The following is a 14,229-nucleotide window of genomic DNA, read 5'->3' on the forward strand; positions in this document are numbered from 1 at the left end:
ACTACCATTCGTGTCGGTCGAGTGGCACAGCATGTAGAGGGCTACTCGCGTTTCGCCCGCAGCCACGAGGATTGCAGCGCGTGGGCTACTCGGATGCATCCCACTAGAACCGGCTTCCCTATCGCGCGGCGACCATCGCGTCCACCGTTTCCGGTGACAGCATCTCGTCCGCGACCAGTCCGGCCAGCCCGACGAACGCGCCGTTCTCGCCCAGCTGCGACGGGCCGATGTCGAGGTTGCGCAGTGCGCTGGAGTGCGCGTTCGACTCGACGGTGCGTCGTAAACCCTCGAGAAACGGTGGGAGGACGCCGATCGCGCCGCCGACGCGGACGTAGGTCGGGTTCACGATCGACACCATTGTCGCGACCACGGTCCCGACGAGTCGTCCGGCTTTCTCGGCCGACCGGATCGCGTCCGGTCTGCCGTCGCCGACGAGCCGGACGACATCGTCCACCGTGCGCACGCCGAGCGGTCGCAGTTCGCGGGCCAGCGCCTGACCGCTGGCGCCGGCCGCGACGCACCCGCGGCGGCCGCAGCTGCAACGCTGCTGGCTGCCCTCGATCCGCATGTGCCCGATTTCGCCGGCGGAGCCGCTCTCGCCCCGGTGGACTCGTCCGGAGATCACCACGCCCGCACCGATTCCGGTGCCGACTTTGACTCCGACGAGTGTCGCAGCTGGACGGCCCAGCGCACAGAAGTCACCGAACGCCAACGCGTTCGCGTCGTTCTCCAGCAGAACGGGGACACCGAGCGCGTCGGCGAACGGCTCGCGCAGCGGCGCGCCGTTCCAGTCCGGCATGGTCGGCGGCGCGACGGTCACGCCGCGTTCATGATCGATCTGCCCGGGCACCGACAGCGCCATCGCGCAGAGAGTGTCCGCTCGCCCGGTCTGTCGCAAGAGTTTCCGCCCCGCGTCGAGCAGCATCGGCACGATCTCCCGTGGGCTGTGACGCAGCGCCAGCCGATGGTCCTCGCGCGCGAACACCGTTCCGCGCAGGTCGACCACCGCCAGCGTCGCGTGGCTCTGTCCGAGGTCGGCGACCAGCGCGGTGCGGCCGGTGTCGTCGACCGCGAGCACTTCGGCACGCCGTCCGCCGCTGGATTCCCGGTGGCCCGCTTGGCGAACCAGGCCGAGGGCGCGTAGCACATCCAGCCGCTCGACCAGCGTCACTCGCGACAGTCCCGCACGTTCCTGCAGTTCCAGCCGCGTCAGCGGGCCGGCGGCGCGCAGCAGGGCGAGCACATGTCCCGGTGAGGTGGGGCTCGACGGCGTGGAGATTGTCGCGGGCATATTGACAATATCCCCCACCGGACTTACGTTAACCAAACTGACAAAAGTTCGAAACCCGGTGTGCCCGAACAGGAGCCATGCATGTCGGTATCCGGTGTTACGCGTAGATCCTTCTTGCGCGCGGCGAGCGCCGGCGCGGCGGCCCTGTCCGCCGCGGCCTGCACCGGCTTCCCGACCAGCGGCAACGGCGGCATGATCTTCCTGTCCACCCAGTTCCGTCCCGCCGACGAGGCCGAGCGGTTCCGCGGCCTGCTCGCCGATACCGCACCAGGCGTGGGTTACGTGACCATCGAGGAGAGCCCGTTCTCCAGCCAGGTGCGCAGCCAGGTCGACGCGGGCTCGACGCAGATCGGCCTGCTCGGCGGGCTGCACGGCGACATCGCGCCGCTCGCCGACGGCTATCTGCAAGACCTCACCGGCCTGCTCGCCGACCTCGGCGATCGCGGCTGGTCCGCCGACTACCTGCAACTCGCCAAGGTGGGCACCGATCGCACGTGGTACATCCCTTGGGCCACAGCGAGCTACGTCCTTGCCGCGCACGCTGATGCGCTCGAGCACCTGCCGTCCGGTGTCGACGCCACATCGCTGACCTATGACCAGTTCCTCGACTGGGCCATTGCCGCGCGCCGCGCGAACGGCAACCGTCCCATGCTCGGACTGCCCGCTGGCCCGAAGGGTCTGCTGCACCGGTTCACACAAGGCTTCCTGCTGCCCTCCTTCACCGGCGGACAGATCACCACCTTTCGCTCGAACGAGGCCGTAACGGCGTGGCAGTACTTCCGTGACCTGTGGGCCAATTGCGCACCGTCGAGCACGAACTACGACTTCATGCAGGAGCCGCTCGACAGCGGCGAGGTGCGCGTGGCGTGGGATCACGTCGTCCGCCTTGTCGACGCGCCGGAGCGCGACCCCCGGAACTGGCGGATGCTGCCCGCCCCGCGCGGCGCGCACGGCCTCGGCTACATGGCGGTGATCGCCGGACTCGCGGTTCCCAAGGGCAGTTCGGATCCCGAACTCGCCCAGCGGACGATCAGTGCGCTCACCCGCCCGGAAACCCAACTCCGGCTGCTGCGTTCCAACGGCTTCTTTCCCTCGGTCGACACGGCGACCCCGGACGACCTGCCACCGGCCGTCCAACTCGAGGCCGACGCGGTGCGCCGCCAGCAGGAAGCGCCCGGCGCCATTCTCTCGCTGCCACCGGTGGGTCTCGGCCAGCGCGAAGGTGAGGTGAGCAAGGTGTTCAAAGACAGCTTCCGCTCGATCGTGCTCGACCGAGCCGATATTCGAGCCACCCTGGATCAGCAGGCGCGGGTGCTGCAAGGCATCCTCGACGACCTGAAAGTGCCGTGCTGGGCCCCCGACCCGGCCGCCGACCTCTGCCGGGTGGGCTAGCCATGATGTCGCGACTGCGCTCTCCGTGGATCCTGCTGTTGCCCTCGATCGTGCTCATGCTCGCGCTGTTCGGCTGGCCGCTCGCGCAGGGCGTGCTGGAGGCCTTTCGCGGTGACGACGGCTTCACGCTCGCCAACTGGGAGCGATTGTTCGACGACCCCTATATCTTCAGCGCCCTCCGCAACACGCTCCTGCTGATCGTGATCGTCGTGCCGATCCAGCTCGTGCTCGCCGTCGGCATGGCATTGCTCATGCAGGCACGGCCGCGGTTCGCGGGCGGCCACTTCTATCTGTGGTGCCTGCCGCTCGCGATCTCCGAACTGGCCGCGGGCCTGGTGTGGCTGTCTATTTTCGACAACCGCGGCTATCTGAACTCACTGCTTGTCGGGCTCGGTCTTTCGGACGACGGTGTGCAATGGCTCAGCTACCAGAACACCGGCACGATGCTGCTCGCGGTGGTGATCGCCGAGATCTGGCGCGCGACGTCGCTGGTGTTCGTGATCGTGGTGGCGGGCGTGCAGATGATTCCCCGCGACTATGACGAGGCCGCGCAGGTGTTCGGCGCGACGTTCTGGCAGCGGCTGCGGCACGTGACGCTGCCGCTGCTCGGACCGAGTCTCCAGGTCGCGCTGATCCTGCGGACGATCCTCGCGCTGCAGGCGTTCGCAGTCGCGCAGGCATTGACCGGCCGTGACTTCCCGCTGCTCGTCGGTGAGACCTACGAGTGGTACGCGAACTTGCAGAACCCCGCGGTCGCCAGCGCCGTGTCGCTTATCGTCCTGGCGATCTCGCTCGCCACCGCGGTGTTCTACCTGCGGACGGTCCGGCAGCCGGAGGAGGCGCGATGAGACACGCTCGCGCAGCGCTCACCGAGCCGACGGGGTGTGGGAACTCGCGCAGGACAGGAGGGGAGATGAGGCACAACCGCCCAGCGCTCACCGGGTCGACGGCGTGCGGGGACCCCCGCAGGACAGGAGGCGCGATGAGACACGACCGCGCAGCGCTCATCGCGGCGGCGGAGTGGGGGCACTCCGGCAGAACACAGGAATCGCGATGACCCAGACCGAGGCACGGCGCGTGTTGCCCCCTATCGACCGTGCGCCGCTGCGCAGACGCCGCTGGCGCAGAGTGTGGGTGCAGGTGGCCTGCCTCGCCGTGACCCTGTTCATGGCGTTGCCGATCGTCCTTATCGGACTTTCTGCGGTGTCCTCACGTGAGGCGCTCAACGAGTTTCCGAAACCCTTGATCCCCACGGACTTCTCCATCGAGACACTGACCGCGTTCTTCCGGGCCACCGGAACCATTCCGGCGCTGGGCAACTCTGTGCTCGTCGGCCTCTACACGGTGTTCTGGTCGCTCGTGGTCGGCGCACCGGCGGGATATGCGCTGGCGCGTCATGCCTTTCGGGGCAAAGACACCTACCAGGTCTTCATCCTCTTCGTGCGGGCGTTGCCGATCGTGGTGCTCTCGGTGCCGCTCGCCACGATGTTCCTGCGGATCGACGTCTACGACACGGTGTTCGCCGTGACGCTGGTGCACACCACGCTAGCGCTGCCGACCACCGTGCTCATCACGGCGAGCATCTTCGTCGCGGTGCCGCCCGATCTGGAGGAGGCCGCGCGGGTTTTCGGCTGCACCCGCTGGCAGGCCGCGCGCAAGATCGTGGTGCCGCTAGCGCTGCCGGGCCTGGCCGCGTCGTCGATCTTCACATTCGTCTTGTCGTGGAACGAGATCCTCGGCGCGACGATCGTGACACTCGGGCACCGCACGCTGCCCGCGCAGGTGCTCACGGCGCTGGACGAGGCGTCGACCGCGTACCGCTTCGCGGGCGGTTTCGCGTTGATCATCCCGGCGCTGCTGTTCATCTTCGTGATGCGGCGCTACCTGGTGAACATGTGGGGGACGACGCTCAGATGACAGGGGTTCGCTGATGGCTGAAGTGGTGGTCCGGGATCTGGTGAAGACCTATCCCGGCGGCACGGCGCGCGCCACCGACGAGGTCTCGCTGGAGATCTCCGACGGCGAGTTCATGGTGCTGCTCGGGCCGTCCGGCTGCGGCAAGACCACCTTGCTGCGCATGATCGCCGGATTGGAGCTGCCCGACTCGGGGCAGATCGTGATCGGCGGCAAGGACGTCACCTATCTCGAGCCGCGGCGGCGCAACCTGTCGATGGTGTTCCAGTCCTACGCCGTGTTCCCGAACAAGAAGGTCGCCGACAATATCGGCTTCGGGCTGCGGGTGCACGGCGTGGCCGCCGACGAGGTCCGCCGCAAGGTCGCCTGGGCCGCCGAGCTGTTGCAGCTCACGCCGTACCTGGACCGGTACCCGGCGCGGTTGTCCGGCGGGCAGCGTCAGCGCGTCGCGGTGGCGCGGGCGATCGTGATGGACGCCGACGTGCTGCTCATGGACGAGCCGCTGTCCAATCTCGATGCGCTGCTGCGGCTTTCGTTCCGTGCGGAGCTGAAGAAGCTCGTCGCGGAACTGGGCACCACCACGATCTACGTCACCCATGACCAGATCGAGGCGCTGTCGCTGGGCAACCGCGTCGCCGTGATGCGCGACGGGGCGATCGTCCAGTGCGGCCCGCCCACCGAGGTCTACGACGACCCCGCGACGGAATTCGTCGGCGGCTTCCTAGGCAGCCCCCCGATGAACTTCCTCACCGGCGCGGTCGCGGCGGGCGACGACGGGCCGCGCATCGATCTGGGTGGGCAGTCCCTCGCCGTGCCCGACGCGCTGTCGTCGTTCGAAGGCGGGACGCTCCGGCTCGGTATCCGCCCCGAGGCCATCGTGGTGGACAACGGCCCTGCGGACGTGACGGTGCGCGGCGAGCTCCAGGTGCTCGAACCGCTCGGCTCGTCGACTCTGCTGACCACCGACATCAGCGGGCAGACAGTGAAAGTTCAAGCGCCGCCCGGCTTCCGGGCCGACCAGGGCGGCACGTTGAGCTTGCGCGTGCCGCCGGAGGCCTGCCGCTGGTACGACCCGGAGACCGGATTGCTGCTGGAGGTCGAGTGATCACCGCCGCGGGCGACCGCGATATCCATTTCGAGCCCGCCCGGCTGGTCGCCCGCGCCACGCTGGTCCTGCGGGACAACGACACCGGCAGCCTGGTCACCGCGGCGCCCAAGCTCTATCCGCACATGTGGAGCTGGGACGCGGCGTTCATCTCGATCGGACTGGCCTATTTGGACGTGAACCGTGCTGTCACGGAGCTGAATACGCTGCTGGCCGCCCAATGGGCCGACGGGATGATCCCGCACATCGTGTTCACCGACGACAGCGACTACTTTCCGGGCCCGGATCGCTGGGGCACCGGCTCCGCGCCCCAGGTGCCGTCCGGCGTTCGCACGTCCGGCATCTGCCAGCCGCCGGTGCACGCGATCGCCCTGCGCCGCATCGTGGAGATCGCACGCAAGACTTCGCAAGCCGACGCGGAGCTGGCCGAGCGGTTCGCGCGGCACGCCTGGCCCGCGCTGTATCGCTGGCATCGCTGGATCGTGCGACACCGTATGCCCGACGCGAGCGGTCTGGTATCGATCGTGCACGGGTGGGAGTCCGGCATGGACAACTCTCCCCGCTGGGACGAGCCCTACGCGGCCGTCGTGCCCGGCCCGGACCTTCCGCCGTACACGCGGCTCGACCTTTTGCAGGTCAACGACGCGAGCGAGCGGCCGAGCGCGGAAGAGTACGACCGGTACCTGTGGCTCATCGAGCAGATGAAGCGGGTGAACTACCACCCCGACGAGGTCGTGCGCAGGTCGAGCTTCCTGGTGGGCGACGTCTTCACCACCGCGGTGTTCGCCGTGGCCGGCGATACTCTCGCCGGGCTCGGCGAGGACCTCGGCGCCGATTCCGGCCACATCGGCGAACTGCGTGCCTGGGCGGCGCGTGCGCGGGAAGCGGTCGCAGGCAGTGTGCATCCCGAGACCGGCATGGCCCGCGACCGCGATATCCGGCACGACCGGTGGCTCGGCACCGAGTCCGTCGCCGGGTTCGCGCCGCTGCTGTGCGGAGGCCTGCCCGCCGACGTCGAGAAGCGGCTCATGTCCACCTTGGACGGTCCGGACTGGTCGGGCAATCCACACCTGCTCGCCGCGGTGCCGCCCTCGGTGTCACCCTCATCTCCGGAGTTCGATGCGCGCTGTTATTGGCGTGGTCCGCAGTGGCCGGTGCTCACCTGGCTGTTCGGCTGGGCGTTCGAGCAGCGCGACTGGCCGCGGCACGCCAGCGAATTCCGCGCCCAGGGCGTGCATTTGGTGTCGGACGGCTCGTTCGGCGAATACTACGAGCCGTTCACCGGCAAGCCGCTGGGCAGCACGAACCAGTCGTGGACCGCCGCGGTGGTGCTCGACTGGCTGTGCGGGGTGTGGTGAGCCGGGGATTCGGCTGCGGCGCAGGGGCCGGTCAGCCCTCGGCACCGCGGACGGTGGCTGCGTCGAGCCCGCTGACGTTCAGGTCTCGGCGGGTATTCGGCCCATCCGCGCGCAGCGTCTCGACCGCGACCTGTTCCATTCCCTGGCGTTCGGAGTCGAAGCCCGCCGGCCGAAATACCAATCCGGCTACCAACCCGGCGAGGACAACCGTCGGCACCGCGATGACCTTCCACGACCACCGGTGCTCCCTACCGACCAGGTACAGCGTCTTGATCGCCCAGACCAGCAGGGAAACACTCAGCACAATCCCACCGATCACCAGCCAAATGAGCTGATCCGCAGAGGTCAAGCTTCCGATGAGCGGAGCGCGGTCGAAGTGGACGCACAACATAGCCGCGACACCGAGGACGGAGCTCATCAAGACCGCGAAACCGGGCGCGGTAGCGGCGTGCTGCCCGCGCTCGGCCGGTACACCGTGCTCGTGTGATGTCTCGATTGGTGGCCTCCTCATCTCTTCACCGTGATCCAGCGCCTGATTCGGGTTCGTCTCCGCCCTGATCGGCATCCTGGCACCTGCTGGTGCTGCCGCTCGGCAATACCCGCGATCGAAACTTTATGGCGGTGGCCAAGGGGACCGGACATCGGCACGCGCGGCGAGCACCGCATCGAGGCGCGGGATGCGGTTGTGTCACATTGGTCGGAGTCGGCTTGTATCAGTGGCTCTGCGCTGTGGCGTTCTGTGGTGCCAGCATGGCCGCGGCCGTTGCGATCAGCGCGCTGTCCGTTGCGGGGTCGGCATGGTCGGCGATACCGGAGCGGAATAGTGCCGCGCCTTCGATGAGCATCGTGAAGAGGCGTGCGTGCGTGCGGCAGATATCGTCGGGAACCGTGGGATTCCGTGTCCGGATGACCTGCGTGACTTGTGTTTGGTAGGTCTGGTAGAAACCGCGCACCGCTTCGGCTATCGATTCGTCGCGGGCGGCGAGCGCCCATACTTCGGTGTAGATGCGCATGAGTCGTGGGTCGTCCTGCTCGGCGAGGAGCATTCGGATCAAATCGACGACGGGGTGGCCGGCTGTCAGCAGCGGGGTCAGGCGTTGCAAGGACTGTTCGAGGGCGCGGTTCAGTACAGCGGTGACCAAATCGCCGCGGTTCGGAAAGTAGTACTGCAAATGGCCCAGCCGTATCTCGGCGGCGGATGCGACGGCGCGCATGGTCAGTTCGCCGTGCCCGGATTCGATGAGGATCCGTTCCGCTGTGTCGAGCAGGTCGCTTCGGCGTTGGGTTCCCTTGGTGGTCCGGACGGCGCGAGGCGACTGGGTCATGCGGCCCTGCCGGTGTCGGCAACGGTGTCGATCAGCACACCGTGGTTCGCCAGCATGGCCGGAACCTCGGAGGGCGCGGGTGTCTGCTCAGGGAAGCTCACGCCGGGAGAGGCGGGTGCTCCGTCCAGCGCCAGAACTCGGCGAATGCCGAGCAGTGCGCCGACCGCTGTGAGGTGGGCTTGTCCGGCCGGGTCGGTGACGACAGCGGTACGGGTGAGTCCGCCGTGGGTGACATCGACACGCAGCTTGGCGATGCCGCCGTCACCCGGCGCATACAGCAGTGTCCGCCGCGTAGCGGCGAAGCAGTCGCCGCGCCCCCACCGGAAGAACCCGATTCGCTTGACCGCAAGCAACGCGGAAGTGGATGCGGCAGAACTGAATCCGATACGGGTCACCGCGGTGGTGGCGCCGACCGTCAGCGGCAGTGTGAACTGCTCCGGCGTGTCGATGCGCGCGACCCGCGTGACGCGGTCCCCGATGCGGGTTCGACGAACATCACTGAGCGGCATCACAGTACGCCGCTGCCCGCCCTCGACCACCTCGTAATCCAGCCCGAGCCGGTCCATGAACTCCACCGAGTCGGCCCCGGCCCGGTCTCGCAGGTCCCAGCGGATCGCCACCTCGACGGTGTCCGCCCCGCGAACCTGGTCGGCGAGATGGGCGGCGACGAGGCTGGTGACACCACCCATCCACGCCGACGACAGCAGCACCGGCGCGGTCGGACCGAGCATGGAGGCAACAGTCGCAGCGCGTTGCAACCGGCTGGTCCAGCGCGTGATGTCCACGAACGGCACCCCGCCCGCGATCGCCGCCCGCAGAACCCGGTCATCGGGATCATTGACCAGCCCGGCCACCGCTCGCACACCCGCTCGAAAGGGAGCCGGATCCGCGAGATCCCACGCCCGCAGCGCCGCACCGGTCTCCGCCGCCAGATCCCGGCCCCGCTCCACGGACCGGCCGGTGAGCAGCAGCGGCAGCGAGGCAGCCGCTATCCGCGCCACCTCAGCGCCAACCGTCCCGTACCCGCCGACCAGAAGAACCGGGCCTTGCGCATCGAACTGGAGATCGTCGTTCACAATCTCAATATAGGTCGACCGACCTAAAAATGCGATGTGCAAGTGTCGACAGTTGTCTGCGGTCGCTCCGGTCTCGCGGCCTGAGCGACATCATTTGGGGGAGGCGTTGACCCAGACGCCCGCGATGACATTGGCGAGGATCGACCGATCGGATTGACTCTGCCCGTAGACGGCGATGACGGTGCCGACGCGTATGTCGGCCGCCCGCGTGGCAGCCAGGACGTACATTTTGGTGGCCGCGTTGCTTCGGACCTTGACGCTGCTGCCGGTCAGATTCTTGACAACGAGTGTCGTACCGTCGTTGGCGGTGACCTTTCCGACGGCCACGCCGATGCCCAGCCTCGCGGCAGGTGGGACCCGTGTAGGTGCGGGTGCGGGTGCGGGTGCGGGTGCGGGTGCGGTGGTGGCGGGTGGCGCCGTGGTGCTCGGTGGCGCGCTGGTCCGAAGCGAAGTGGTCGGCGCCGCCTGCTCGGTGGAACGGTCGACGAACAGGCAACCGGAGACCACCAAAAGCACCACGCCGATGCAGAGCCCGATCAGCGCAGCCGTGCCCGAACGCTGCGCGTTGTCCCCTTCTAGCCCAGGAGATTTCGTTGCATATGGCAGGTCTTCTGGTGCGTCGCAGGGAAATTCGGCGTCTACGTCGGCATGGTGTTCAACCGACGAGGCTGATCCTGGTGCTTCGTGGGCATCCGAGAGCGAACCGTGACTGTGCGCGCTGGTGATGTCCAGCTGCGCGTGTCCCATGGAAAGTGTTGTCGCCGCGAGTCTTTCGTTCTCGCTGTGAGCTGATCCGGTGGAGCCACTCTTTCTGCCGTGTGTGCTCCAGCGGGACATGCCGCAAGCGTATGTGCTCCCGCGCACACACTTGTTGTCACTGGCGGGAGTATCGATGTGACCAGCCCTGACGGGCGCTCGTCGGCTCTGTCGCCAGACCCGCGCACGATGGATCGCATGCCAACTACCTGTTGTGGGTGGTCCGCTTGCCGATGGCGGCGCTGAGAGCGTCGAGTTCGGCAAGAACGTCGGTTGCCGCCCAGATCCGATTGCGTTTGTTCTCCGAGAGCACCTCGAGGATGCCGACTTCGGTCAACCTGCCGAGGGCGCGGTACACACTGCCCTCGGTGGTGCCGGTGATCTTCTGCGCCGTGTCCGCGTTGAAGATCGGTGTGTCGAGCAGTGCGGCGAGTACCGACTCGTCTGCGGAATTCGCCCGCGGCTTGGCGCGAGCACGCCACTGTTCGGGGAGGTCGGCGAGGGCACGGGCGGACTCCTGTGCGGCCTCGCAGGAGTGGATGGTTGCGACAGCGACGTACTCGACGAATTCGTCGACACGTCCATCGCGGTATCTGTTCAGCTGGCTGAAGTAGCGGCCGGTGTCGGCGAGCATCGCTGATGCCAATGGAACCGTGACTCGCTGGGTGAGTCCGCGTCGCCGCAGGATCGCGCTGATGAGCGCGGCCGATCCGGCCGTTGCCGTCGGTGAACGGGTGAATCGACTCGAACTGGGCATGCGCGATAGCGGCCTGCGCGAGAATCGGCAGATCGTGGGTAGTCGTCGCGGAGTTCGTCGTCGACGGTCACGGTCAGCTCCGGAAAGTGTTGGGCCAGTCGCTGTGCCACCTCTCGGGCCTGTTCGGCATCGGCTCGGTAGTCGACGTGCAGTGCGCCGAATTCGATGCGCAGGTGGCGCGTTCGGTGCGGGTCCGGCGGATCGGCGGGGGTATGCGGCTTCACTGGGGCTTGCCGGTGTCCGGCACCATCCTCCCGGCGTCGATCAGCACCTGCCGCGCCGCGGCTTTGCGGGCGCAGCGTTTCGCGCGGCAGGACACGTGAATCTGCATCACCTCGTGGGCTTGACCGATGGTGAGCGGCAGGACCGGCGCCTGATGCGCGCCTGCGTCGCACAAGGCGATGAGCTGATAGATGGCGAGGGAGTTCGCGGACACGTGACACCTCTCTGTGTCGAGCACCAGTTGTAGGCGGCGCCCGATGCCGGGGGCTCTCGCCACCGGCCCGCCACTCTGTCGGGCTGATGCGCCGCTGCGAGTGCGGCGTCGGCCCGGCATCGGGTGCCGCGGCCAAGGTATGCCTCATGAAAAGCCAGGTGGGAGTGCGGATTCCGGTTTCAGTTCCGGCTATCGGATGAGGCGTATATCCTGCGGATGCCGCCGCTGTCGAGGTGGATGCTGAGGGGAAATCAACCATGAATCGGGGGAGGCTGGCTATGCATATGACGACCGGCGAAGTCATCCGGCGGATCAGGAAGTCCCTCGGCATGACGCAGGCCGAGTTGGGTGCACTGATCAACTTCTCCCAGCCCGCTGTTTCGGGGTTGGAGCGCGGCGGACCTGCTTCGCATGATGTTCGTGTTCTGCGGCTTGTGGCCCGTGCGCTTCAGGTTCCGCTTGCCATACTGGTAGTGGAGTCGGACCAGGAGGCAGATGTGGACCGTCGCAACTTCTTCAGAGCAGGGGTACTAGGGAGTGCGGGGGCCGCCATGATGTCGGCAACCGCTCCGTCGAAAGCCGCATCGGCATCCAGCGTGAAAGTCGGTGTGAGTGATGTCGATGCCATCACTGAGAGCGTGAACCAAATCCACGAACTGGATTTGGTGGTCGGTGGCGATCGGCTGTGCAGAGTGGCAGCGAATCAAGTCCGTTACGTGGAGCAGCTTCTCGACCACGGCAGCTACACCGAGGCGGTCGGGCGGGCGCTCACCAGTGCCGCTGCTGAGATGATGACTGCCGCTGGATGGGTGCATTACGACGCGGGCCGTCTCGATGATGCGCGGCGGTACTACGCGGATGCGGCGAACGCCGCGAATGCGGCTGGTGACGGGATTGCGGCGGCCCATGCGTTCGGGAATGCCAGCTGCCTCATGGCGAGCCGCCCTGGAGAGGACGCAGCAGGGAACCCTCTGGCCGTGCAATACGCGCAAGCAGCAGCACGGGCCTCGCTCCGCGACGGTGGCCCGAAATTGCGGGCGTTGATGGCTGTCAGGGAAGCCGAAGCTCATGGGGTTCGCGGTGACAAGTCCGCAATGGCGGCGGCGATCAGCCGGGCGCACCGCGCATACGAATCAACCCGTGGGCACGACCCGGATTGGGTTTACCTGCCCGAGGCTGAATTCGTTGGTGGTATCGGCTGGGCGCAGATGCGGCTCGGTGAGCACCCTGCGGCAACCTCAAATCTGCTCGCCGCGATTGAGAAGTCGTCGGCCTGGCCCAGGGAGCGCGCCGCATGGCAAGTCCATCTCGCGGAGAACTTCGCAACGGCCGGTGACGTCGCCCGAGCATGCGCTCTGCTCGCCGACAACTACGACACCATCGCAGGTCTCGCCTCCACGCGCCTGCACCAGCGAATCGACGCCATCGCGATCAGTGTTCGTACCCACACTGGCGTTCCCGAGGTGCGGGAGTTCTTGGCCCGGCGTGCAGCGCGGGTCTAAAACCTCGTGCCACCCGACCTCATCGACCAGTCGCCATAAGCGACAGCGCCTCCCCGTCGGTGAGACGAGGAGGCGCTGCCGTACGTGTGGCCGAGCTCAGTAGGGCCCGTTGACGTTATCGATCGAACCGTAGCGGTGAGCCGCATAGTTGCAGGCGGCGGTGATGTTGGCGACCGGGTCCCAGATGTCGAAGGGGGTGCCGTCGACGTGATACGCGTTGAACGTCGGGTCGATCACCTGGAGCAGGCCCTTGGAAGGGGTTCCTTTGGCGGCGTTGGAGTCCCAATTGTTGATGGCCCGGGGATTGCCGCCGGATTCGCGCATGATGTTGCGGTGGATGCTGTCGTAGCTACCCGGAATGTTGTGGACGCGCATGACGTCGAGGGATTGGCGAATCCAGCCGTCGAGGTTGTTCTCGTAGACCGGGGGCGCGGGCGGGGGTAGGACGCCCAGAGGAGGAAGTGCGGGCAGCGGAGGCAGCACCGGCAGCGCAAAGGCCTTGCCATCGATCGGCGTGGCATCGGCGGCCGCTGTGACGGGCGCCGGAGTGGCGTCATCGGCCACCGCCACCCCGGCGGAGGCACCGAGGGCGACCATGCCGATGGCGGCCGCGAGGACGGCACCGTTGCGAAGTGACAGCCGGCGGAAGGGAGAAACGCGTGCGTCAGGCATCGAGAAATCAGTTCCTTGATCGTGCGGCGATCCGCCCGGATAAACAGCGCGGATCTACGGCGGGCACCGGTTGTGGAGTTCGCCGTCTCGGCTCGTGTGCGGTTTTCGGATTTCGTTGTGAAGCCAGGTTTCGAATTCCTGGCGGCGCGACGCGGTGAACGACTCGGGATGGTTCCCGTGGGTGCCGCTGCCGTACCCGAAGAGAAACAAGCCGTTGGGCTGTGGAGCTGGTTTCTCAGGTCTCTTCCGGACCTGATCTCAGCTTGGTCACGGTAGATGAACATACGGCAAACAAGTAGTTAATGAATGATATTGCCGATCTTGGAGCATCTGGCTGGACTCGTGGATATGCTGATCTCCCAGGTGCTTTACGGTCAAACGTGATTTGCATCACAATGCAGAATTTCGTGTAACGAGGCACGCTTTGTCTCGATTCGATCACCGAACTGAGCGGTCAAGTCCTCCGAATGCCCGCCCACTGATGGATCGAACACCTTCGCTGCTCCGCCAATTGCGGGTTCTCGTCCGGGAGGTCGGGTGGTCGCGGGATTCGTCGGTGTTGGCGATACGGTCAGGTGGCGGCGCCGTTTGTGTGGACAAGTCGCTTGTCAAACGTAACGCCTCGCGGCAGGTCGCCTCATGCTT

The 14,229-nt window shown here is 66.9% G+C and carries 13 protein-coding genes and 1 pseudogene; 6 read left to right on the forward strand and 8 right to left on the reverse strand.

The genetic code is table 11. The features are described from left to right. Window positions 1–118: 118 nt before the first annotated feature. Window positions 119–1,291 (reverse strand): ROK family transcriptional regulator, encoded by a 1,173-nt coding sequence (locus IU459_RS22335; RefSeq protein WP_195131514.1) that lies wholly within the window; start codon window positions 1,289–1,291, stop codon window positions 119–121. 81 nt (window positions 1,292–1,372) lie between these two features. Between IU459_RS22335 and IU459_RS22340 the strand changes: the two genes are divergently transcribed. From IU459_RS22340 to ggh, 5 genes are all read left to right on the forward strand, one after another. Further along, on the forward strand, window positions 1,373–2,683 hold the full coding sequence (locus tag IU459_RS22340) for an ABC transporter substrate-binding protein (protein ID WP_195131515.1): 1,311 nt from the start codon (window positions 1,373–1,375) through the stop codon (window positions 2,681–2,683). 2 nt (window positions 2,684–2,685) lie between these two features. Further along, window positions 2,686–3,531 carry a carbohydrate ABC transporter permease gene (locus tag IU459_RS22345; RefSeq protein ID WP_228838326.1) on the forward strand — a complete coding sequence of 282 codons (846 nt, stop codon included), beginning with the start codon at window positions 2,686–2,688 and terminating at the stop codon, window positions 3,529–3,531. A 205-nt stretch (window positions 3,532–3,736) separates the two neighbouring features. Continuing rightward, complete coding sequence (locus IU459_RS22350; RefSeq protein ID WP_195131516.1) at window positions 3,737–4,600, forward strand: carbohydrate ABC transporter permease; 864 nt, start codon at window positions 3,737–3,739, stop codon at window positions 4,598–4,600. Window positions 4,601–4,613: 13 nt separating this feature from the next. Then, the gene (locus IU459_RS22355) at window positions 4,614–5,702 is read left to right on the forward strand and encodes an ABC transporter ATP-binding protein (protein WP_195131517.1); all 1,089 of its coding nucleotides are present in this window, start codon (window positions 4,614–4,616) and stop codon (window positions 5,700–5,702) included. After that, entirely contained in the window at window positions 5,699–7,060 is a 1,362-nt protein-coding gene (gene ggh, locus IU459_RS22360) for a glucosylglycerate hydrolase (protein ID WP_324198986.1), read from the forward strand. The genes IU459_RS22355 and ggh overlap by 4 nt, the downstream gene beginning before the upstream one ends. A gap of 31 nt (window positions 7,061–7,091) precedes the next feature. On the opposite strand, the gene IU459_RS22365 is transcribed toward ggh, so the two are convergent. The 6 genes and pseudogenes from IU459_RS22365 to IU459_RS22390 form a co-directional block, all read right to left on the reverse strand. Further along, on the reverse strand, window positions 7,092–7,571 hold the full coding sequence (locus IU459_RS22365) for a hypothetical protein (RefSeq protein ID WP_195131518.1): 480 nt from the start codon (window positions 7,569–7,571) through the stop codon (window positions 7,092–7,094). Between the two features lie 202 nt (window positions 7,572–7,773). Then, on the reverse strand, window positions 7,774–8,385 hold the full coding sequence (locus tag IU459_RS22370; protein WP_228838327.1) for a TetR/AcrR family transcriptional regulator: 612 nt from the start codon (window positions 8,383–8,385) through the stop codon (window positions 7,774–7,776). Beyond that, entirely contained in the window at window positions 8,382–9,461 is a 1,080-nt protein-coding gene (locus IU459_RS22375) for a saccharopine dehydrogenase (RefSeq protein ID WP_195131519.1), read from the reverse strand. Before IU459_RS22375 ends, IU459_RS22370 begins: the two co-directional genes overlap by 4 nt. Before the next feature lie 90 nt (window positions 9,462–9,551). Further along, window positions 9,552–10,208, reverse strand: a complete 657-nt coding sequence (locus IU459_RS22380; RefSeq protein ID WP_195131520.1) for a hypothetical protein — start codon at window positions 10,206–10,208, stop codon at window positions 9,552–9,554. Window positions 10,209–10,422: 214 nt separating this feature from the next. Beyond that, window positions 10,423–11,008 (reverse strand): annotated as a pseudogene (locus tag IU459_RS22385) (Fic family protein); the annotation flags it as partial. Window positions 11,009–11,194: 186 nt separating this feature from the next. Then, the gene (locus IU459_RS22390) at window positions 11,195–11,410 is read right to left on the reverse strand and encodes a hypothetical protein (protein WP_195131521.1); all 216 of its coding nucleotides are present in this window, start codon (window positions 11,408–11,410) and stop codon (window positions 11,195–11,197) included. Window positions 11,411–11,688: 278 nt separating this feature from the next. Here IU459_RS22390 and IU459_RS22395 point away from each other — a divergent pair, with 278 nt between their 5' ends. Next, window positions 11,689–12,912 (forward strand): helix-turn-helix domain-containing protein, encoded by a 1,224-nt coding sequence (locus IU459_RS22395; protein WP_195131522.1) that lies wholly within the window; start codon window positions 11,689–11,691, stop codon window positions 12,910–12,912. A gap of 96 nt (window positions 12,913–13,008) precedes the next feature. Here the strand turns inward: IU459_RS22395 and IU459_RS22400 are convergent, their stop codons facing one another. Further along, window positions 13,009–13,584 carry a transglycosylase SLT domain-containing protein gene (locus IU459_RS22400; RefSeq protein WP_195131523.1) on the reverse strand — a complete coding sequence of 192 codons (576 nt, stop codon included), beginning with the start codon at window positions 13,582–13,584 and terminating at the stop codon, window positions 13,009–13,011. Between the last annotated feature and the right edge of the window lie 645 nt (window positions 13,585–14,229).

Origin of the sequence: Nocardia amamiensis, from assembly GCF_015477605.1 — a bacterium.
In the GTDB taxonomy this organism is placed as follows: domain Bacteria; phylum Actinomycetota; class Actinomycetes; order Mycobacteriales; family Mycobacteriaceae; genus Nocardia; species Nocardia amamiensis_A.